This is a genomic window from Peribacillus sp. R9-11 (assembly GCF_031345095.1).
Classification (GTDB): Bacteria; Bacillota; Bacilli; order Bacillales; family DSM-1321; genus Peribacillus; species Peribacillus butanolivorans.
Window position 1 is genome coordinate 895,675 of the sequence record NZ_CP133763.1, and the last position, 20,236, is coordinate 915,910.

Sequence of the window (20,236 nt, forward strand, 5' to 3'; positions counted from 1 at the left end):
AAATCTATCATAAGGGAGTACCTGTATGGTCAAATTGTTAATTGCTGATCGCGATCAAAATGAACGAACAGGGATTGGCTGGCTAGTTTCTTCGTTTTCGATTCCATTTGATCACATTCTATTAGCAGGCTCAGTATCTGATGTATTTCATCTAATAGAGGCCGAAGTACCAGATGTTGTTTGCATTGAACTCGATATGATTCCAAAGGATACGTGGGACAGCTTTAAGGAGCTGACCAAACGGTACATACAAAAGGTCATCGTCATGACGGCTGAAGCCACATTTGAACGTGCGCTTCAAGGCATCGAGCTTCATGCCTATGATCTATGGGTAAAACCTCAGTCGCCTGACCATATCAAACGAGTATTAACCCAGTGCTGCAAGGCCGTTTCCCAAACTGAGGAGAAACAAGAGCCATCGGCCCAAATTGAGGTGCCTGCCGTATCTTACAGTTCTCTATTCGTGCATCAAGAAACGTTAGGCGCCAATTTCCGATTAATGCTGATGCAGTTGGAAAATTCGAAGAAACAACCTATATTGCTATCTTTTTTACAAGAATATCCATTTAAGAATCGGCCGGTTGTATTGCCGCTAAGCGACATGATCGTTTCTGTTTTTTCATTCGATAACCAGCAGCCACAGCCACTCAAACAATTAAAGCACATAGGCAATCGGATTCTAACCGAATGGGAAGAGCAGTTTTCGGAGCCCATGTCACTAGTTTTATATGATACTAATGACCCGTTGCTTTCGTTAAATGAAAAATATCTTCATGCGAAGCAAGCGCTAGAAATTCGTTTTTTCAAAGGGTATCGGCAGCTTTCGGTCATTGAGGATAAGGTGAACTGGGTTATGATCGATCCGTTTTTAACCCCGTCTGAACAGCGCGAATGGATTGACATGCTGAACGAAGGTGACAGGGACAAAATTAAGCAGTGGATGTATAAAGAATTTTTGAATAAGGAAGACCCCTATCCCGAGCCAGGTTTATTGCGAACCCGGTTAACAAGCTTATTAGCCCAAGTCCGACGCTTCATGAAGTCATTTTACCTTGATGAAGGGATGCTTGAGAGACGTTATCATCAAGTATTTGAATCCATCCTATACAATCCGATTCTATATCGGATCGTCCAGGAGTTATTGCTGTTCTTATATGAAGTTCTTGATCGGGCAAATAACAATCAAGAAAACGCTCGTACAAATGTGATTGAGCAGGCCATCCGGTACATTGAGGAGAATTTTACTAACCCTAAGCTAAGGCTTGAGGACGTTGCGAACCAAGTAAACAGAAGCGCAGCGTATTTTAGCTCGCTCTTAACAAAAAAACAAGGAAGCTCGTTCCGACAGCTATTAACAAAGACACGGATAAACGAAGCACAGCGTCTATTGATAGATACAAAACTCTCGATTCAAGATGTAGCAGATAAAACAGGATTTATAAATGCAAATTACTTTAGCAAAATTTTCAAGGAAAAAACCGGTACAACCCCTCGTTCATTTAGAAATCGTAAAAAAGTATAGAAATCTAAAATAATTATAGTTTTCAAATGTAAGCGTTTTACATTACACTTTAAATTCGAAAAAAATTAGAAAAATTCAAAAAATAGACGTCTGTTTTCAATCGCTTTCCTTCTCTAAACTAGAGATGTAGGAAGTGTCCCAAAAATTAAATATTGAAAAGGGGAAAGACGCTTATGACCGAACAAAAATTTAAGATGGATGACGCTCCACTTAACAAGTTCCATATGAAAATTACAGCGCTTACTTTTGGCTCTAATTTCTCTGATGGGTATGCTCTTGGGATTATTGGAGTGGCTCTTACACTCCTTAGCCCACAAATGGAACTCAATTCGATGTGGGTAGGACTAATTGGAAGTTCTGCTTTGGTCGGGCTCTTTTTCGGTAGTCTAGTACTTGGAGGGTTATCTGACCGCATAGGCAGACAGAAAATATACCTGCTTAACTTCTTATTGGTCACTATAGCTTCGTTGCTGCAACTATTTGTGGATGGGCCCGTAGAGTTGTTAATTTTGCGTTTACTGATAGGTTTTGCTCTCGGAGGCGATTATGCAGTCGGATCGACTTTACTTGCCGAGTTCGCGCCTAGAAAGTATAGGGGATTCTTACTGGCTTCTCTAAATGTGCTCTGGACGGTAGGTTACGTCTCTGCAACCATTGTCGGATATTATTTAGGTCAAGCTGGTCCGGAATCATGGCGTTGGATGCTTGCTAGTGCCGCAATCCCTGCATTCATTGTGCTGATACTGCGAATCGGAACACCTGAATCCCCACAATGGCTCATCAGCATGGGACGTATTGATGAAGCACGCCATATCGTAAAGAAGTATATCGGGCCTAATGCGGAAATCGACGAAACTGTTATTGAGACTCAATATAAAAATGGCTTTCGTGCTCTTTTTAACAAAAAATTCCGGAAGCGAACAGCTTTTGGAAGTCTATTTTATGTCTGTATTGTCATTCCGTACTTTGCCATCTACACATTCCTACCGTCTATCTTAAATAGTATGGGTTTAGCAGAAAACTTCACTGTAGACTTGTGGTTAAACATATTCCTAATCTTGGGTTCGATTGCTGGTCTTTGGCTTATGGAGAAATTTTCTCGCAGAGGTTTCACTATTAGTACGTTTGCAATCCTGACCGTCTGCTTGCTTATGCTTAGCATTTTTCACGAACCTAAACTTTTAGTAATTCCGATTTTTCTGGCTTTTACTTTTATATTATCAGCAAATTCAAATCTTACGCTAACATATCCGGCCGAACTTTTCCCTACCGAAATTCGCGCATCTGGGGTTGGTTTTGTGACAGCGTTCAGCCGAATTGGTTCTGCTATCGGGACATTCCTCCTGCCCCTTAGTATGAACACTATAGGGTTGGATGCCTCGATGATTGGAATGACGGCTATTCTGTTAATTGGTACTATCATTTCGATTGCCTGGGCACCGGAGACAAAGTCACTCTCTTTAAGCGAGGCAAGTAATCCTTTTAATGAAGCAAGTAATTCAAATTCAAACTTAAACCCCTTGAACCATAAGAAGATTAATTGACATGAAAAAAGGAGACCTTTCCATTTATCGAAAGAGAGGTCTCGTTGCGAAATTTTACTAATTCAATGGCTTAAACATCATAAAAGTTAATGTTTTGTCAAACTGCACAATATAGGAGATGAGTTTATTATGAAAACAGAAGAAAAAGTAATGATAACTGAAGATGATTTTAGTATCGGGGATTTGATTTCAGTAGCAAGGCATCATGCCCCTTTGGAGCTGTCTATGAGTGTAAAGAAAAGGATTAGCCAAGGAAGGGATATAGTCGAGCGTTTTGTCGAGGAGGAGCGAGTCATATACGGAATTACGACCGGAGTAGGAGAGAATTCAAAAATAAAAATTTCAGCCTCTGATTCGAGAGAATTGCAAAAAAATATAATTATGAGTCATGCTTGCGGTATGGGCGATCCGTTGGAGAAGGAAATAGTAAGGGCAATTATGGTGATGATGATCAAAAATTTATCCCTTGGTTATTCTGGAGTAAGACTTGAAACGGTAGAGAGATTAGCAGAGATGGTGAATAAAGATGTCATACCATTCGTCCCTCGAGAAGGTTCCCTAGGTTACTTAAATCATCAGGCACATATCAGTTTGGTCCTTTTGGGGATGGGTGAGGCCTATAATCAGGGCGTACTAACAGATGGCGAGACGGCTTTGAAGAAGGCCGGAATCAAGCCAATCGAACTGCATGAAAAGGAAGGGCTTTCTTTGATTAATGGCACGGTAGATATGACTGCTATTGGCGCTCTGGCCGTTTATGATGCCATTAATGTTCTTAAGGCGGCAGACATTGTTTCGATAATCAGTTTTGAGGCGCTGAAAGGAACATACTATGCCTTTGATCCCAAAATTAGTAAAGTAAAACGTCATCCTGGACAAAAAAAGACAACTGATAATATTCATAAGCTGATAGAAAACAGTGAGATCACGGAAAAATTTAAAGATTACCGCACACAAGATGCTCTTAGTATTAGGTCCATTCCACAAGTGCATGGAGCATGTAAGGACGCTGTTGATTACGTTAGGACGATTGTGGAGAGAGAAATGAATTCAGCCTCAGATAATCCGTTGGTGTTTGATGATCAAGAGGGTGCAAGAGCGATATCCTCTTCCAATTGTCATGGAGAAGCGATAGCCTTAGCCATGGACTTTCTGGCAATCTCTCTATCTGAATTGGCCAATATTTCTGAACGAAGGATTTTTAGACTCGTCTCGCCTCAGTATAGCGAGCTGCCCCCGTATTTGATCGAGCAAAGTGGGCTTAACTCGGGCTATATGATTCCGCAATATGTCGCGGCGTCATTGGTTTCTAACAATAAGGTTTATTCACATCCGTCGTCTGTGGATTCCATTCCGACAACAGGGGGACAGGAAGATCATGTAAGCATGGGGACATCTGCAGCTTTAAAGGCACTGAAAGTAATCGCCAATACTGAAAAAGTGATTGGGATCGAATGGATGTGCAGCTGCCAGGGGATTGAATTCCATCAGCCGTTACAGCCTGGAACAGGAACGACTGCAGCCTGCGATTTGTTTAGAAAATATGTGCCTCGCCTTGAGCAGGACAGAATTTTATACAAAGACATGCGTACAGCTGCGGAACTGGTTCATTCAGCAGAAATTGTAAAGCATGTAGAAGCAAAAATCGGTCCTTTGCAATTTTAAAGATATGATTCATAGCTGAAGTTGCAGTTTGAATCAATAAAAGAATATGTTAGCTTGATATTAGCATCTTGAAGAATTTTGTGAATGCGATTCTGCTCTGAAGTGCGATGATGAATCAATTTTTTTCGATAACGAGTAAGATCTCGTAAATCACGAATATCCTCCGGTGGGACAAAATTGCTTTCAATAAGTCCACATCTTAGAAGCTTGGCAAGCCATTCGGCATCTTTCACATCAGTTTAACGCCCTGGAACATTTTTGACATGTCTGGCATTGGCAAGAACAAGGTGAAAAGAACCTTCAAGTATATTCCATATTGGTTTCCAATAGACTCCGGTACTTTCCATCACAATATCGGATACCTGAAGGGGAGCTAGCCAATCACTTAAAGCCAAGAGTCCCGTTGTTGTAGTTGGAAACGTTTTAATAGAGGTTTTTGGCTTTTTATCTAATGGACTAAATAATACACAGGCTACTACTGTTTCTTGGTGTACATCTAGGCCAGCACACCGTTCAATCATTGCTTCCATAGGAGAATCACCTCAAAAAAAATTAACAATACATATGACAGGAGATTTGTTACAAAAATTTTTGTATACGTACTTGTAGTACACTAAATGGTTCTTCAATACTGTCACAACCAGTTTCTTATATAGAGGTTTCTTATGGAGCTATCGGGACAGTTTAGTTGAATAAAGGTATAAAAAAGAATGCCATAGTTTTCATCTTACTTAAAAACTGTAAGCTTTAAAAACTAAGCATTCTTATTTTATAAACAATGACATCAATGTAGGCTTTTTTTCATACTATATTTCTGGGGTGAAAAAATGCCAAGAGTAAATTACAAAAGTTCAGACGTTGACTTAATGGCAAGGATGATGAGAGCTGAAGCCGAAGGTGAAGGGTTACAAGGAATGTTATATGTTGGAAATGTAATTGTTAATCGTCTTAAAGCTGATTGTTTAGACTTTATAGATTTAAGAACAATTCCACAAGTCATTTATCACGTACAAGGAGGAAATTATTCTTTTGAAGCTGTTCAAAAAGGTAATGTATTTTATCAAAGAGCGAGGACTGCTGAAAAACGATTAGCAAAACAGAATTTGGAATACTGGAGACAACACCCAGGGAAATATGCCCTTTGGTATTTTAATCCATATGCTCCATGCCCGCCTACATGGTACGATCAACCCTTTGCTGGACAATATAAAAATCATTGTTATTATGAACCAAAACCTGGAACATGTGAAAGTGTTTATACCGGTTAGGTTGTCTAGGAGCTATTATTAATTCTTGAATTTTATTGTAATTTTGCCTTTTTGGTGCTACGAATACAAAATTTTTAGGTGTTGGTAGCCAACCATATTCATTCAATGCAACTCCTGTAGGTAATGTAACAGTTGTCGGTTGAAAAAAACGCTTGAGACCCTAACCGAAGCCTATTTTTTCAATCGTTGTTTTGATGTACTTTTATCTCACGAAATAAAAAGGGAACTTCCTGGTTAGCAGGTGTTCCCTTTTTATATATATCAAACATTAAGTATTAGTAATTTATCCAAGAAAGCAAGATTGTGAGATATTATACTCAAACTAAAGGGTGCTTTAGTTGAACATGAAGAGTATTTAGTTTACGCAGCTCGATATAATAGATGAAAACCATTAGGAGTTGACTTTATGCTTAATCGGATCAAGAATAAATTGATTCCCACACAAGTAACGGGAGAAGAAGTAGATAATATCTACGCTATCTTACCCCCTCCAGGAACCATTATCGGAGAGGCAACGGAAGAAGAAATGGAAAAGGCAGCAGAGCTTGAAATTAGACATATGGCTTTCATGAGGTTGCAGGAAATGAATATACAGTTTGACGGTGCATCTTATAAAGAACTATTAAAAGAGTTTCAAGATTTTGAAACCGATTCGAGTAAATTTTGGAGAGGTGTATCCAGCCGTTTATCTGTTCCTTATGAATGGCCAATCAGAATTGATCATGCAAACAGCCCTATTTATATTGGTGAACATGATTTATATGAAGAAGAAGTAGAGAATGAAGATTGATATTGAAATTTATGCTTGGCATAGTCGAATAGGTTCCATGTATTCGTTATTAATGTATTTTAAATCGATTTTAGAGCGTTAACCAAAAGGGTTAACGCTATTATTGTTTGCAAAATAGCTGGATAATGAAGTGAGTGGATTTTTCCTTCTTTTTTAACTAACGGGTGCGTTAGCTGAAGAATCAGAGCTGTCTTTAAGGCAGCTTTTTCTTTATGCAACTATCGGGGCAGGTTAGTTGCATAAAAAATAATTATTAAGAATGGTGTTTTTGTTCAATATTGAAAAAAATAACCTCGATCTTTCGGGGTTATTTTTTATTTTTGAAATTGGCCAAACTAGTGGTATCAAAACAATTGGAAAGCGTATTTGGGATTACGTTTTATCCTTCATCCTTCATTGATTTAAAAAAAGTTGACAAAGTCCACTAATAATACTAAAGTATTAGTGGATGAAGTCCACTAAAAAGGAAGGCTACAATGAAAATTAATAATAATACCATTGCTGATATACGGCAATTCAATAGATTTTATACGAATATACTTGGTGTATTAGATAAGCATATATTTGATACAGGATATTCTTTAACTGAGGCACGAGTCGTTTTAGAAATCGGTATGATGGAGCAGTGTATAGCAAACAATTTAGTTGATAAACTGGAAATTGATCGCAGTTATATGAGTAGAATAATTAACAAGTTAAGTAAAGATGGACTGGTTATTAAGGAAAACTCGACTTTGGATAACAGAACTAGTCTGATTCGGTTGACTCCTAAAGGGATGACTCTTTTTAACCAGCTTAATGAAAGATCCGATGAACAATTAGTGAGGTTATTCCAAGGATTATCACAAAATGAAATAAAAGAAATCCATGCTTCTATGATGTTCATTCAGAAGAAACTGGATAGTTTGGGGAGAATATAGGATGATACGTTTTGAAAATGATTATACAGAAGGTGCTCATAAGCAAATTCTAAAACGATTAATAGAAACCAATGAAGAACAAACACCCGGATATGGAGTGGATGAACACTGTGAAAAAGCGAGGGCTTACATTAGAAAAGAGTGTGATGCTCCGAATGCAGATATACACTTTTTAGTAGGAGGAACACAAACGAATACCACTATTATCGCTTCCATTTTGCGCCCGCATCAAGGTGCAGTTTCAGCAATTACTGGTCATATAGCAGCACATGAATCTGGCGCAATTGAAGCAACGGGACATAAAATACTTACTTTACCGAGTGATGATGGGAAAATCCAAGCAGCACAGGTGAAAAATTTATATGATGCTCATTGGAATGATGTCACTCATGAGCATATGGTACAGCCAGGCTTGGTTTACATTTCTAATCCTACAGAAAATGGAACGACTTATAGTAAAGTCGAATTGGAAGCATTAAGTAAAGTTTGCCGGGAATGTCGTTTGCCATTGGTAATGGATGGCGCTAGATTAGGATATGGTTTGGCTTCAATGGATAGCGATTTAACCTTGGCAGATATTGCAAGTCTATGTGATGTATTCTATATTGGCGGAACTAAAGTTGGTGCGATGTTTGGTGAAGCAGTAGTCATCATAAATGATGCCCTGAAAAAGGATTTCCGATATATTATCAAGCAAAAGGGAGGATTATTGGCAAAGGGAAGACTTTTGGGGATCCAGTTTGAAACCTTATTCGAAGATGGATTATACTATGAAATTTCTAATCATGCCGTGGAAATGGCAATCATGATTCGAGATGCATTTGTTGAAAATGGATTTTCATTACGATATGATTCTACATCAAATCAGCAGTTTCCCATTTTGCCGGATGATGTAATTTTGGAATTAGGCAAAAAGTATTCATTTTCCTTCTGGGAAAAAGTCGATGCCACACACAGTGCTATGAGATTTTGTACTAGTTGGTCTACGAAAAAAGAACATGTTGAAATGCTAGTAGAAGATATTAAGGCGACTAAAGGATAAAAAATGGCAACGATAGAGTTATACGCAGAGAATAGTTATTTAAAAGAATGTACGGCGAATATTGTTTCAATAAAAGAACAATTTGTTGTGTTTAATCAAACGATTTTTTATCCAGGTGGCGGTGGACAGCCTTGTGACCGAGGGATTATTAAACAAGGTGATAAAACCTATAATATTTTAACAGTAAAAAAAATAGATGGAGAAATTATTCATGAACTTGAACGTCCATTACAGCACATTAATCAAACAGTAGAGATGCAGATTGACTGGTCTTGGCGGTTTCAGAATATGCAGTACCACACATTATTGCATGTCATTTCAGGTTATTTATATCAACATTACAATGCTTTAGCTACAAGTAGTTAAATTGAAAAAGAACATGCGAGATTAGAGCTGTCTTTTTCTCCTGGAATAATACAAGAAATACCATTTGATCAATTAGAACAATCAATAAAGAAGTTACTGGCACAACCCCATAATGTTTACACGAAAATATTAAGTAGAGATGAAGCCGAGCAAAAAGAAGGGACTATTAAGACGGTAATTAATTTACTTCCAGCTTCTCTTAACGAAATTCGAATTGTTCAAATAAATGATATTGATGCGCAAGCATGTGGCGGAACCCACGTCAACAACACAACTGAAATTAAAGACTTCTCCATTATGAAAATTCAAAATAAAGGTCCCATGAAAAAAAGGATTAAAATTCAACTACTGGATTAAGTTCTACTATCCCTTCTTTTTAGCAATGAGGGGATAATCAATTGGACAGTAGAAAATTTATACGGGAATAGTTCAATAAACGGTAGCATCAATATTGATTATTATTTTCATGTTCCAATTTGCAGCTGCAGTTTGTTATGCAATTAACAGGTGCGTTCGTTCTTTAAAGAGCTGTGATAATCAGCTCTTTTCTTATGCTAAAGTAGCAGGACTGTAGTATAAGACTTGAGTAGTCAATTTAAGATGTTAATTTTTCTATCTTTGGTACAATAAAGAAAAATTAAAAGTGGGGATTACTATTAAAAAGAAAAGCCTTTATGCCCTTAATTTAATATTATTGCTATTATTAGTGGCTTGCCAACAATCATCAGAAAATTTGAATTTTAAGGGAGATAGTGAAAATTGGTCGGCAAAACTTAATGTAGTAAAAACTGATAACGATAAAGAAACTAAAAAGTTTGAATTACAGTTCAAAGGAAAAGATTATAAATCTGTTGAAAACCTTGAATTTAAGATTAATACTCCTAATTATGCTTGGGGTATGGGCGAAATTGAATTGAATAGTACTGGTGTATACAAAACACATAAAACTGAAACGGGTGAATTTTCTACGTCAAAAACTGATGTTATCGATATAGAAGTGACGTGGAATGGAAAGGTTGAAAACTTTTCGTTAAATAATAAGGAGTAACTTATTGATTATTTTTTGCATTTAAAAGGAAGATAGTCTGTTTGAACTTAAGCTCCTGAATAATGGATAGCAAGGTTCTTGTTCAACTAACAGGTGCGATTCTTCATTCTAAAAAATCTGATTGAAGGTTACTTTATTTTTAGCACAGAATAAGTTTACTAACCGTATTCAACTATCTTTTATATATTTACGACGTTCAATTCATACCATATTCTATCCTTTTCTTCGGAGTATGATTGGCAACAAAAATACCGATTAAAATTATCGTTGCACCAATATATTCTTGCATGACCATCTTTTCACCAAGGAATAGAAAGGCAAAAATTGCAGCGGTAATTGGTTCTAAGGAAAAGATAAAGCCAGTATTTTCAGGTGTTGTGTAGTTTTGCGCTATTGATTGAACGACAAATCCAAAAGCAGAGCAAATGATTGCTAAACTGACAATGGCTGCCCAACTAACAGCACCTATTGGCCATGAAAATGGCTCAAAAAGTAATGATGCAATTAGCCCCAGTATCCCCGTAAACCCAAGCTGAAAAATTCCAAGCTGAAAGGCATCAACAGTTCGTGCAAAATAATTATTTGCTACAATATGGATGGCATATAATAGGGCTGTTAATAAACAATAAATTATCCCGATTTCAAAAGTGAATGAATCTTTCAATGAAAGCAAAGTGAGTCCTGTGAACGTAATTAGAGTGCCCAACATAACTTTGCGTACTGGTAATTTCCTTTTAATTACAACCATAATCAAAGGAACAAAAATAACAGTTGTCGTAATTAAAAAGCCAGCTGTTGAGGCACTGGTAGTTTGCATTGCAAAGCCGAATGTAGCAAACACACCACATAATATAGTACCTAAAATCGCACTCGCTTGGATCGTTTGCCGATGCACGTGACGTATTTTTTGAAAAAACAATAGAGCCATTACAATGAATGCAATAATAAATCGAAATGCAACAAGCATAAATGGCTGCACTTCACCTATACTGAACTTCGTAAATATATAAGATGAGCCCCATCCCATTGTAACGAAGACTAATAGAATATTAGCTTGTTTTTGTGTCATGTTAATCTCCCTCTCTATATAAGTGATATAATCGTAGCATCCCTTTTGTTATTAGGGAAACGAATGTTTTTAATAAAACTATTAGATTTACTAATATAGAGGTGATTAACATGAATGCATATTTCGCACTTCTTGCGGTACTTGAAACGGGTAGTTTTACAAGTGCAGCAAAACAACTTGGTTATACGCAATCAGCTGTCAGTCAGCTTGTTCATACAGTAGAAGCTGACTTGGAAACGCAGCTTATCATTCGTTCACGGACAGGAGTAACACTGACACCAGATGGAGAGCAATATTTACCGTTTATTAGAAGTATTTGTAATGCAATTAGAGAATTACATGAAAAGAAAAAGGAAATGCAAGGGTTAGAACGAGGGACTATTCGAATTGGAACATTTTCGAGTGTGGCATGTCACTGGTTACCACAATGGATGAAGGAATTTAAAATACTGTATCCTAATGTCCGATTTGAAATTCATTTAGGTGATTATACGGATATTGAAAATTTAATTAAAGAAGGGGTAGTAGATTTTGGCTTTGTGAATCCAGATGCAGTGACACAACTCGAAATGATTCCTATTCAACAAGATGAAATGCTTGCGTGTTTACCACCAAATCATCATTTGGAAATGCGTGATAAAGTACTATTACAGGAATTATTAGAGGAGCCTTATATCTTATTAGATGAAGGAGCTGTTAGTGAACCTCTTAATGTATTTCATCGACACCAATTTGAACCGAAAATCGAATATCGTGTACAAGATGATTATGCCATTATGTCAATGATTGAGCAGGGACTAGGTCTTTCAATTTTGCCTTCATTAATATTAGAACGTTTACAATATAATATTGTGACAAAATCGATTGAACCACAAGTAATGCGGACTATTAGTATAGCTTATAAAGAGAAAAGTATTTTACCGATTACAAGTCGATATTTCATTGACTTTATTGTAGCGAAAGGATAGAGAAAAAGCGATGCGAGCTATGGCAGATCACCCTGAATTGGTTCAATTTGCAACTGAAATTGAATGAAAAAGGACTTCTTTATTGCAAAGGGGTTCTTTTTTTGTGCATTTCTCTTGTAGAACTTAAGGGGCAGTTTAGTTTAAGAGGTATTACCTGTAAATTGTAGAAATTATATAAGAAATAAATATGAAGGTGGTTTCTATGGGACAGTTTCAACCAAAGCATTTCATAAAAAAGAACGGTGAATCATTTTTATTGAGAACAGCTTTACCCGAAGACGCGGAGAAGGTGCTAAGATTTAATAAGGCTATTATTAGTGAAGCCCCTTATTTACTTACTACCGAGACTGAATTCAAAGTATCTTATGATCAAGAAAAACAATTTTTAAAACATATAGTTGATGACAATGGGAAGTTAGCAATTATAGCTGAATATCAAGAAGAAATAATAGGTTTTTTAGATTTTCATAATGGTCATAAAAAGCGAATTCTACATCAAGGTGCCTTTGGAATGAGTGTTGCCAACGAATATAGAAATCAAGGAGTTGGTAAAGCATTGCTAACTGTATTGTTGGATTGGGCAAAAGACAACCCTTTAATTGAAAAAGCTTGCCTTGAAGTATTTGCTGATAATACGAATGCAATTTGTTTATACGAAAATTTTGGGTTTGTTGAGGAAGGCCGTAAATTGAAAGCTATAAAGATTGATAATGAAACATACTATGACTTAATCTTAATGGCTTATTTTACGAATTAATCACAGATGTTATATAGCTAACGGGTGCTTTACTTCAATATGGGAGGTTGCTGCGGCAACCTTTTTCTTACGGAACTAAAGGGGCAGGTTAATTTAATAAGGATAATCCTGGTTATGATAAAGCCATTCTTTTTTGGAATTTGTCTAGTTATTAAGTAATAGTCTTAATGTCTTTTCGATTAACTATAATAAAGGTAAAATACCCATATTTATTGGGTGATTCTGGATATACAATCAAGGCGATTTCCTACCAGATAGGGGGACTTAAAAATGGCATCTATTGTTTACACAGTGATATTAATTGTTAGTTTTTTATTTTTAGTGTGGAAAAATGACGATAAAGAATCTTATTTTCCGTTAAAAATAATTGGATATTTTATATTAGGTTCATTTGCCTTTAATTTCAATCAAATTTCACTTCCACTTGGGTTTGTAGTGTATCTGATATTTTTTCGACCTAAGTTAAATGTACAGGTTAAACGAATAGCTGCGGTCTTTGGTTTTCTTGCATTTATATTCGTCCATTGGACCATACCATATGCAATGGATGAATGGGAAAGTCGCCCAATATTCATTGAGCATGAACTTGGTTCAGTATATACGATGAACTTTCAAGAAGAATATGAACTGGTTAAGCAAGATTTAAATCTAGAGAACAACAGTTTGAGGCTTGAGGATTTTGAAGTAGACTATACTGAAGATGGAAGAATTACAGACTTAAGCTGGCAACTACTTGGTCAAAATGGCAATAGCTATAATCTCTATCAAATTCGATATGATATTGATAAGAATAGGTATCAAGTTATGAATAGTCAGCTTGAAACATGGCTCCAATACAATCGATTAATTGATGCTGAACATTTTTTTGAAAATCTTAATGTGCTTGATATTAAAGATATTACTCATGCTAAGGGTGACTTTTCTTCCTATGTTATACAAAGTACAGGGGAACTTATCAATTATGCAGTAGAAAATCGAACTCATGTCGTATCAAATGGAGAAATACAATTATTAGATGATGAGCAGTTACCAGTTGAAGGTTATTATATTTCAACATTTGCAATGAAGAAAACGGCAGAAGAAAGAGATGATCAAGGAAATATCACACAAGAAAGCTTCGAAGGTACTGAATTGTCTGATTATCTATTTGATGTAAATTTTGATGAGGAATGATAGAAATTATTGTTGAATATCTAGCAAGCTAAATTTCATCTAACGGAAGGTGTCTATCTAAAAGTTTCTTCCGTAATCAAGGCGAATCCTACTAAAAGATTCGTCTTTTATGAATCTTTAAACTGGAATAGGAAAATATGTTAAAATATAACTGACTTTATGAAAAAAACTACTTCAGCTAAAGGGTGCGTTAGCTTAAGATCGGAGCTGTCTTTAAGGCAGCTTTTTCTTATGGAACTAAACCAGCTAATAGTTAGTCAACATTTTTCAATGAAAACTTAAAATATTTCATGCTATACTAAATTTGTGCATGCTAAATAACCTTCCAATGAACTATATTTGGAAAGTTTTGTGCTATTTAGTTATACTTTTAAACTAGGTTAGATCTTGGAAAGTCGAGTTATTTTGTAATAGTGCATAAATCCATTGTAGAAGCTTATTGGCACATGCTATCACAGCTACTTTAAAGGGCTTTCCTTCTTCACGTTTCTTATCATAGAACTCTCGTAATCTCTTGTTCCGAGGGATGATTTCATCTGTCGTTTTCTTCTTGCGACAATCACGAATGGCACAACGAACTGCCATATATAAGGCATGTCGTAGTCTACCAGAACCTCTTTTGGTAATCCGATTTACTGAGCCTTTAAATTTACCTGATTCAAAGATACTTGGATCAATTCCGGCAAATGCCACTAGTTTTTTAGGGTGATTAAACCGATCAATCTCTCCAATTTCAGAAATAATCGTTGTAGCGATTTTTTCACCGATACCAGGGATGGATTGGATAATCTTATATTCTTCAATTTCTTTTGCCAAAGCATTTATCTCTTCTTCAAATTTGGATAAGTGCTTTTGGTATTCTAGAAGCATTTTTATATACATCTCTAGGCTTAAAATGTGACTCTGATATAAAGTTCTCTGAAAAGGATTTCGAGCTGAGGCAGCCATAAGTTTCTCTGCCTGTGTATTCGCCCACTTTCTAGAACGACTTGGACAAAGTTCATTAATCCTATTTGCTACAGTTTCTTCATCGACTGCTGATATGTCTTCAGAAGTAGGGAATTCTAATAGAGTAAGCAAAGAAACAACCGAATACAAATCTCCAAAAACCCCTCTATATTCAGGAAATACTTGATCAAGAACAGCCTGAAACTGTAGTTTTGTTTGTACATAGATACCTGTTATATTTGCATGTTGTCTTGAAAGATTACGAAGATTTAAGAGTTGTATCCCTCGTTTTTTATAAGGCTCTAAATCCTCTTTATAGTACAGCTCGCAGAGGTGACGTGCATCGATTAAATCTGTCTTTACTTTCCGTAAACTAGAGCTCTTCGCACGATAAGAAATGAGTGGGTTAACGATAATTAATAAGTAACCTCTCTCCTCAAAATACTGTACAACGGGCGTATGATAATGCCCAGTAGACTCTAAAACGACCGGAGGTCGAATTCCTGTTACGTTTTCTATCTCTCTAAGATATTGGTGTAAGCTCTCTAGTCCTTCAATGGTATGTGCTACTTTAAAACTTCTTTTATAAGGCTTCTTTTTATCCAAGAACGCTTGAACCTGACTTTCACCTTTAGCTACATCCAGACCAACCACTGGATTCATTTTTTATCTCCTCCAAAAACATAATATTGCCGGTAACCCCTAATCCTTCTTGCAGTATCATAGCTTCGCTTGTTATACGAGATCTTGGTCCCAACCAGCCAAATCATGTTTAAGCAAGTAGGGGGCGAACTGTTTAGTTGACGGGGTCCAAGCCCCACGGGCAGGAACGTTCTACCCCGGCTACCGTTATCATATATCGATATAAAAATTGTTCAACCAGAAATAACTGGCTGACCTTTATAATACGAAAGGGGCAGGATAGTTCCATAAGGGATACTGTTAAGTGACATTAAAGTCGTTTAAAAACGTCAGTCCTGTTATTCCATTAAAGGGCCGGATTGTGGAGGATTGGAGAATTTTGATTCTACAAATAATTGGGGGATTGGAAGAAGGAAAGCTATGTATAATTAGTGATGTAAGTTTATGCTTTTTATGTAATAATTATTTTGTAGAAATGTAAAGTTACAATTCATACATAGTGAAGGTGGGGATCATAATGGCAACGGGAACGCATACTGTAGAAGTTCCAGTAGATGTACAAGCAGTTTGGGATTATGTCAGTGATCTCGAAAAATGGGCAACGACAGTACCAGCCTATAAAGAACATGAAATCATAAATGACAAGCAATCTATTTGGACATTTGAAGGTAGTGTGAAAGGTATTAAAAAAACAATACAAGCGCAGGTAGATATTACCGAATGGAATGAACCTTCAAATATTAAGTTTGAACTAAAAGGTTTATCAGATAATTTTACAGGAAGCGGTCACTTTACTGCAGAAGATGTTAATGGTAAAACAATAATGACTTGTAAGGTGGAAATCCATGCAGGCGGATTATCTGGTGCGGTGTTAACACCAATTATTAAATGGGCTGTTCCAAAAGTAGCATCTCGTTTAACAGAATCTATCGCACGTAAAATTGCAGTATTCTCATAGTTTTCAAAGATTGAAAGCCAATTCATTTTGGAGATACCTTCTCTGAAGTATAGATGGTAACATTCTGAAGTGACCAAAATAATGATATCGAGCTCTACTAGAAATTTTATAATTAGCGGAAAGGGGGCTGTCCAAAAAGGATGGCCTCTTTTTTTCAATATTCCAGAATCGCTTTTCTTAATGAACTAACAGGTGCTTTAGCTTAGGATCAGAGCTGTCTTTAAGGCAGCTCTTTCTTTATGCAACTATTGGGGCAGGTTAATTTAAAAAAGGTTTGTAATTTATGGTAAAACAAGATGTATAATTTGTGTAATTCAGAAGGGAGGTTGAAAAGAAATGAAGCTTTCTTTTTGGTTCTATTTGGGAGCTGTGTTTGTTTATTTTTTAAGTTTTATTTCTTCCTTTTCAGTTGGGTTATATGTATTATTTGGAGCAATTTTACTTTTACTATTTGGGTTGGTGATATCTTTTAAACTTCTTAGAAAAGAAATGAATATATTCATTTTAATAGGTATTTCCATTGTAATCTGTGTTGTTTCATATGTCATTTGGTATCTTTTAGTTCATAATGTAGATGACTATTATATATTTTTCCCTTTTACAATTTTCGTATAGATACTTCCTTGTTGAACTAACAGGGCAGTTTAGCTGAAGAATGGTAAAGTTAACTATAAAGAATTTATTAAGGGAGAGAGAGAGACATATGGAACAAGTAAATTTCTTAGATAATAGTCAGTCTTATGAAAATGTGGAGAAAGCTTTCTTAGTGCATAAAAAAATAATTAAAGAACTTCTGGAAGAAGCTGATATCCAGCACATAGGAAGTACAGCTATACCTAATTGCCTTACAAAGGGTGATTTAGATATACAAGTGCGTGTTATTCCTGAACACTTCTCTAAAGCCGTACAAGCACTTTCACAATTATATGAACTTAATGATGGCAGTGTAAAAACTTCATTCTTCAGGTCATTTAAAGACGATACAAAAATTCCTCCTTTAGGAGTACAATTAAGTGTCATTGATTCTGAATATGATTATTTTTGGAAGTTCCGAGATGTTTTATTACGAAGTGATGCTTACAGGATGGAATATGATGAGCTAAAGAGGAAGTATGAAGGCAAAAATATGGATGAATACAGGGAAGCCAAAAACGAATTTTTCCAAAGATTAATGAAGACTCCTGAATTTAATAATCTGTGATAAATTGCTTTTTTCATCTTCAACTAACGGGTGCTTTACTTCAAAAAGGGAGGTTGCTGCGGCAACCTTTTTCTTAATGAACTAACGGGGCAGGTAGCTGAAGAGCAGTGACATATAAAGGTATTGTCCTTTTTTACGTAGAATATTTTAAGAATAGCTTGTAAATAAATGGGGGTAGACATATGGAAATTTGTTTTATAGGTGGCGGAAATCACTTGAATAACGAATTAGGTGAAGTGTTCCTGGAACTTTCAAAAATGATTAAACCTGATGCTAAGATTTTAATAATCCCTTTTGCAACCGACAACTCCAGGTATGAAAGCTGGATGGAAAGTATCAAACAAGCCTTTTCAATAATGGAGAATGTGAGTGTTGAATTATTAAACGAAGACCTTTCAGAAAAAGAAATGAAAAAGTCTATAATAGAACATGATGTTCTTTATTTTATTGGTGGAAAGCCAGAAAGGTTAATCCATGTAATAGAAGAAAAAGGACTTACCCCAATTATCAAAGACTTTCAAGGTTTAATCATTGGATATAGTGCGGGTTCATTAGCTTTCTGCAATGATTGCATAATAACAAAAGATAAAGACTATCCAGAAACGATAGTGATCAAGGGCTTAGGATTAGTTGGGTTTAGCGTTGAGGTCCATTACGAGGATAATATAGATGGAGAATTAATTCCCCTATCAAATGAACGAAAGGTATATGCAATACCAAATGGAAGTGCAATTTTCTCCAAGAACGGGAAACTATTTAAAGTGGCAAATGATATCTATTCCTTTCAAAATATGAAAAAGGAAATAGTAAATTCCTAATTCTTAATGAACTTACGGGTGCTTTACTTCAATAATAGGGGTTGCTGCGGCAGCCTTTTTCTTATGGTTCTAAAAGGAAATAGTACACACGGGAAAGAATATAATGTAATATATATCATTTATTTGCATTTTTTTAAGAGAATCCGAAAAGAAAAGGAGCTAAAAAGGTGTATATAATAATTGCATTTCTAGTTTTTGTGATTGTGTTTATTGCAACTACCCAACTAATTTCAAATAGGTATTGGAAATGTATCTATACTACATTTGGATATGAGAATTATTTTAAGGTGGTTTCCAAACTGAAAAGCGAAGGAATAACATACAAAACTAAAACTCCAATAAATATAGGTTCCGAAAATCTCCCAAATCGTATGGATTCTACTCAATATGATGTTTTTGTTAAAAAAGAAGATGAACAAAAAGCCCAGAAAGCACTGCACAAGAATAATTGATTTATCATGGACTAACAAAGGTGAGATCATTGAGTGTGGGCTGTCAGATATGGCAGCCTTTTTCTTATAGAATTAAAGGGGCAGGTTAGTGAAAGAGCGTATCTACCATATTTGTGGAATTATTATTGAAATATGTAAGGTAAAGGGGCTAATAATGATGACAAAAAATAATTTCCAAGTTTCCCTAAGAACAGGAAATTTAGATGATGCAGAAGCCTTGTTAGAAATTCAAAGGGAAGTTGTTTCAGAAAACGAATTTATGATTTCCGTTTTAGAAGAATTTGAAGAGACAACGGAGCAACAAAGAAGTTGGATACAGAAAATTTTAGAAAATGAAAGAGAAACAATAATTGTGGCTGAAATTAAAGGAAAAGTTATTGGTTTGATTGTATTTCGGTCAAAAAATACCAAAAGGCTTGCTCATACTGGTTATTTTACGACTATGATAAAGAAAGATTATCGAGATATGGGTATTGGTAAACTCCTTATTAAAGAACTTTTAAACTGGGCAGAACAAAACCCTTTAATTGAGAAAGTAAGTTTAGGAGTTTTATCAACAAATCAGAGGGCAATAGCCTTATACAAAAGTGTGGGATTTGTAGAGGAAGGACGTAAAATTAAAGAAGTAAAGTTTAGCGAGGACTTATATGTAGATGACATTCTTATGTATAAATTGGTTTAATCCTTCTTGAACTACTATGAAAATAAATTTCTGTAACTTCGAAAAAAGACAATACCAAAGAATCTATTCTTGCGGATGACGTAATAAATCAAAAGGGAAGTTACCTTAATCTCAAGGGCTTATCTCTTATGATGGTTACTTCTCGTTTATTAGGAACCTTACTAGCTCAAGTATTTTTTATTCCAGGGGCAGGATATATTGCGTGGTTTACTAAATTTATTGTCTAATAATTATCTGATTTCTTATAGAACAACAGGTGCGTTAGTTTAATAGGATGCAATAAAGGAGACCACAATAAGTGGTCTCTTTTATTAATGTTTAACAAAGCCTGTTTAATAATAATGTATGAAATAAATATCTTTGATGTATTTATCGGCTACTAAATCTGTGTGCTGTACCATGA

The 20,236-nt window shown here is 35.7% G+C and carries 20 protein-coding genes and 2 pseudogenes; 19 read left to right on the forward strand and 3 right to left on the reverse strand.

Going from position 1 to position 20,236, the window contains the following annotated elements; translation table 11 throughout:
• Positions 1 to 25: 25 nt before the first annotated feature.
• The 3 genes from RE409_RS04320 (at position 26) to hutH (ending at position 4,731) form a co-directional block, all read left to right on the forward strand.
• Positions 26 to 1,522, forward strand: a complete 1,497-nt coding sequence (locus RE409_RS04320; RefSeq protein ID WP_201182611.1) for a helix-turn-helix domain-containing protein — start codon at positions 26 to 28, stop codon at positions 1,520 to 1,522.
• A gap of 173 nt (positions 1,523 to 1,695) precedes the next feature.
• A complete protein-coding gene (locus tag RE409_RS04325; RefSeq protein WP_201182608.1) occupies positions 1,696 to 3,066 on the forward strand; it encodes an MFS transporter in 1,371 nt (456 codons plus the stop codon).
• A 129-nt stretch (positions 3,067 to 3,195) separates the two neighbouring features.
• Complete coding sequence (gene hutH, locus RE409_RS04330) at positions 3,196 to 4,731, forward strand: histidine ammonia-lyase (RefSeq protein ID WP_201182606.1); 1,536 nt, start codon at positions 3,196 to 3,198, stop codon at positions 4,729 to 4,731.
• On the opposite strand, the pseudogene RE409_RS04335 reads toward hutH, so the two are convergent.
• A pseudogene (locus RE409_RS04335) lies at positions 4,728 to 5,261 on the reverse strand (transposase). The gene hutH and the pseudogene RE409_RS04335 overlap by 4 nt on opposite strands.
• Before the next feature lie 297 nt (positions 5,262 to 5,558).
• On the opposite strand from RE409_RS04335, the gene RE409_RS04340 reads away from it, so the two are divergent.
• The 7 genes from RE409_RS04340 (at position 5,559) to RE409_RS04365 (ending at position 10,165) form a co-directional block, all read left to right on the forward strand.
• On the forward strand, positions 5,559 to 5,999 hold the full coding sequence (locus RE409_RS04340; RefSeq protein WP_056523359.1) for a cell wall hydrolase: 441 nt from the start codon (positions 5,559 to 5,561) through the stop codon (positions 5,997 to 5,999).
• A 406-nt stretch (positions 6,000 to 6,405) separates the two neighbouring features.
• Entirely contained in the window at positions 6,406 to 6,789 is a 384-nt protein-coding gene (locus tag RE409_RS04345) for a hypothetical protein (protein WP_056523357.1), read from the forward strand.
• Positions 6,790 to 7,265: 476 nt separating this feature from the next.
• Entirely contained in the window at positions 7,266 to 7,709 is a 444-nt protein-coding gene (locus RE409_RS04350; protein WP_201182604.1) for a MarR family winged helix-turn-helix transcriptional regulator, read from the forward strand.
• Position 7,710: 1 nt separating this feature from the next.
• Positions 7,711 to 8,751 (forward strand): threonine aldolase family protein, encoded by a 1,041-nt coding sequence (locus RE409_RS04355; protein WP_057217744.1) that lies wholly within the window; start codon positions 7,711 to 7,713, stop codon positions 8,749 to 8,751.
• Between the two features lie 3 nt (positions 8,752 to 8,754).
• Positions 8,755 to 9,117 carry an alanine--tRNA ligase-related protein gene (locus RE409_RS04360; RefSeq protein ID WP_201182600.1) on the forward strand — a complete coding sequence of 121 codons (363 nt, stop codon included), beginning with the start codon at positions 8,755 to 8,757 and terminating at the stop codon, positions 9,115 to 9,117.
• Positions 9,118 to 9,330: 213 nt separating this feature from the next.
• Entirely contained in the window at positions 9,331 to 9,474 is a 144-nt protein-coding gene (locus RE409_RS30600) for a hypothetical protein (protein WP_397444173.1), read from the forward strand.
• A gap of 286 nt (positions 9,475 to 9,760) precedes the next feature.
• Positions 9,761 to 10,165, forward strand: coding sequence for a hypothetical protein (locus RE409_RS04365; protein ID WP_201249990.1), 405 nt, complete (start codon positions 9,761 to 9,763; stop codon positions 10,163 to 10,165).
• 196 nt (positions 10,166 to 10,361) lie between these two features.
• On the opposite strand, the gene RE409_RS04370 is transcribed toward RE409_RS04365, so the two are convergent.
• Positions 10,362 to 11,234 (reverse strand): DMT family transporter, encoded by an 873-nt coding sequence (locus RE409_RS04370; RefSeq protein ID WP_201182596.1) that lies wholly within the window; start codon positions 11,232 to 11,234, stop codon positions 10,362 to 10,364.
• A gap of 110 nt (positions 11,235 to 11,344) precedes the next feature.
• On the opposite strand from RE409_RS04370, the gene RE409_RS04375 reads away from it, so the two are divergent.
• The 3 genes from RE409_RS04375 to RE409_RS04385 all read left to right on the forward strand — a co-directional run bounded on the left by RE409_RS04375 (position 11,345) and on the right by RE409_RS04385 (position 14,132).
• Positions 11,345 to 12,202 carry a LysR family transcriptional regulator gene (locus tag RE409_RS04375; RefSeq protein ID WP_201182594.1) on the forward strand — a complete coding sequence of 286 codons (858 nt, stop codon included), beginning with the start codon at positions 11,345 to 11,347 and terminating at the stop codon, positions 12,200 to 12,202.
• Between the two features lie 202 nt (positions 12,203 to 12,404).
• On the forward strand, positions 12,405 to 12,959 hold the full coding sequence (locus tag RE409_RS04380) for a GNAT family N-acetyltransferase (protein ID WP_309558589.1): 555 nt from the start codon (positions 12,405 to 12,407) through the stop codon (positions 12,957 to 12,959).
• A 270-nt stretch (positions 12,960 to 13,229) separates the two neighbouring features.
• Complete coding sequence (locus tag RE409_RS04385; protein ID WP_201254257.1) at positions 13,230 to 14,132, forward strand: hypothetical protein; 903 nt, start codon at positions 13,230 to 13,232, stop codon at positions 14,130 to 14,132.
• A gap of 375 nt (positions 14,133 to 14,507) precedes the next feature.
• Here RE409_RS04385 and RE409_RS04390 read toward each other — a convergent pair whose 3' ends face one another.
• Positions 14,508 to 15,743 (reverse strand): IS110 family RNA-guided transposase, encoded by a 1,236-nt coding sequence (locus RE409_RS04390; protein WP_116821653.1) that lies wholly within the window; start codon positions 15,741 to 15,743, stop codon positions 14,508 to 14,510.
• A 496-nt stretch (positions 15,744 to 16,239) separates the two neighbouring features.
• On the opposite strand from RE409_RS04390, the gene RE409_RS04395 reads away from it, so the two are divergent.
• From RE409_RS04395 to RE409_RS04420, 6 genes and pseudogenes are all read left to right on the forward strand, one after another.
• A complete protein-coding gene (locus RE409_RS04395; protein WP_201182588.1) occupies positions 16,240 to 16,680 on the forward strand; it encodes an SRPBCC family protein in 441 nt (146 codons plus the stop codon).
• A gap of 703 nt (positions 16,681 to 17,383) precedes the next feature.
• Positions 17,384 to 17,881, forward strand: coding sequence for a GrpB family protein (locus RE409_RS04400; protein WP_201182586.1), 498 nt, complete (start codon positions 17,384 to 17,386; stop codon positions 17,879 to 17,881).
• A 182-nt stretch (positions 17,882 to 18,063) separates the two neighbouring features.
• On the forward strand, positions 18,064 to 18,699 hold the full coding sequence (locus RE409_RS04405; protein ID WP_309558591.1) for a Type 1 glutamine amidotransferase-like domain-containing protein: 636 nt from the start codon (positions 18,064 to 18,066) through the stop codon (positions 18,697 to 18,699).
• 167 nt (positions 18,700 to 18,866) lie between these two features.
• The gene (locus RE409_RS04410) at positions 18,867 to 19,151 is read left to right on the forward strand and encodes a hypothetical protein (protein WP_201182570.1); all 285 of its coding nucleotides are present in this window, start codon (positions 18,867 to 18,869) and stop codon (positions 19,149 to 19,151) included.
• A 154-nt stretch (positions 19,152 to 19,305) separates the two neighbouring features.
• A complete protein-coding gene (locus RE409_RS04415) occupies positions 19,306 to 19,833 on the forward strand; it encodes a GNAT family N-acetyltransferase (protein WP_397444174.1) in 528 nt (175 codons plus the stop codon).
• A gap of 56 nt (positions 19,834 to 19,889) precedes the next feature.
• Positions 19,890 to 20,060, forward strand: a pseudogene (locus tag RE409_RS04420) (lipid II flippase family protein); the annotation flags it as partial.
• Between the last annotated feature and the right edge of the window lie 176 nt (positions 20,061 to 20,236).

What these genes read in the sequence shown, in the direction of transcription:
- RE409_RS04375 (WP_201182594.1), top strand. Translation starts at nt 11,345, where the DNA reads ATGAATGCATATTTCGCACTTCTTGCGGTACTTGAAACGGGTAGTTTT.
- RE409_RS04380 (WP_309558589.1), top strand. Translation starts at nt 12,405, where the DNA reads ATGGGACAGTTTCAACCAAAGCATTTCATAAAAAAGAACGGTGAATCA.
- RE409_RS04320 (WP_201182611.1), top strand. Translation starts at nt 26, where the DNA reads ATGGTCAAATTGTTAATTGCTGATCGCGATCAAAATGAACGAACAGGG.
- RE409_RS04390 (WP_116821653.1), bottom strand. Translation starts at nt 15,743, where the DNA reads ATGAATCCAGTGGTTGGTCTGGATGTAGCTAAAGGTGAAAGTCAGGTT.
- RE409_RS04385 (WP_201254257.1), top strand. Translation starts at nt 13,230, where the DNA reads ATGGCATCTATTGTTTACACAGTGATATTAATTGTTAGTTTTTTATTT.
- RE409_RS04405 (WP_309558591.1), top strand. Translation starts at nt 18,064, where the DNA reads ATGGAAATTTGTTTTATAGGTGGCGGAAATCACTTGAATAACGAATTA.
- RE409_RS04340 (WP_056523359.1), top strand. Translation starts at nt 5,559, where the DNA reads ATGCCAAGAGTAAATTACAAAAGTTCAGACGTTGACTTAATGGCAAGG.
- RE409_RS04345 (WP_056523357.1), top strand. Translation starts at nt 6,406, where the DNA reads ATGCTTAATCGGATCAAGAATAAATTGATTCCCACACAAGTAACGGGA.
- RE409_RS04415 (WP_397444174.1), top strand. Translation starts at nt 19,306, where the DNA reads ATGATGACAAAAAATAATTTCCAAGTTTCCCTAAGAACAGGAAATTTA.
- RE409_RS04350 (WP_201182604.1), top strand. Translation starts at nt 7,266, where the DNA reads ATGAAAATTAATAATAATACCATTGCTGATATACGGCAATTCAATAGA.
- RE409_RS04355 (WP_057217744.1), top strand. Translation starts at nt 7,711, where the DNA reads ATGATACGTTTTGAAAATGATTATACAGAAGGTGCTCATAAGCAAATT.
- RE409_RS04325 (WP_201182608.1), top strand. Translation starts at nt 1,696, where the DNA reads ATGACCGAACAAAAATTTAAGATGGATGACGCTCCACTTAACAAGTTC.
- hutH (WP_201182606.1), top strand. Translation starts at nt 3,196, where the DNA reads ATGAAAACAGAAGAAAAAGTAATGATAACTGAAGATGATTTTAGTATC.
- RE409_RS04370 (WP_201182596.1), bottom strand. Translation starts at nt 11,234, where the DNA reads ATGACACAAAAACAAGCTAATATTCTATTAGTCTTCGTTACAATGGGA.
- RE409_RS04400 (WP_201182586.1), top strand. Translation starts at nt 17,384, where the DNA reads ATGGAACAAGTAAATTTCTTAGATAATAGTCAGTCTTATGAAAATGTG.
- RE409_RS04395 (WP_201182588.1), top strand. Translation starts at nt 16,240, where the DNA reads ATGGCAACGGGAACGCATACTGTAGAAGTTCCAGTAGATGTACAAGCA.
- RE409_RS04360 (WP_201182600.1), top strand. Translation starts at nt 8,755, where the DNA reads ATGGCAACGATAGAGTTATACGCAGAGAATAGTTATTTAAAAGAATGT.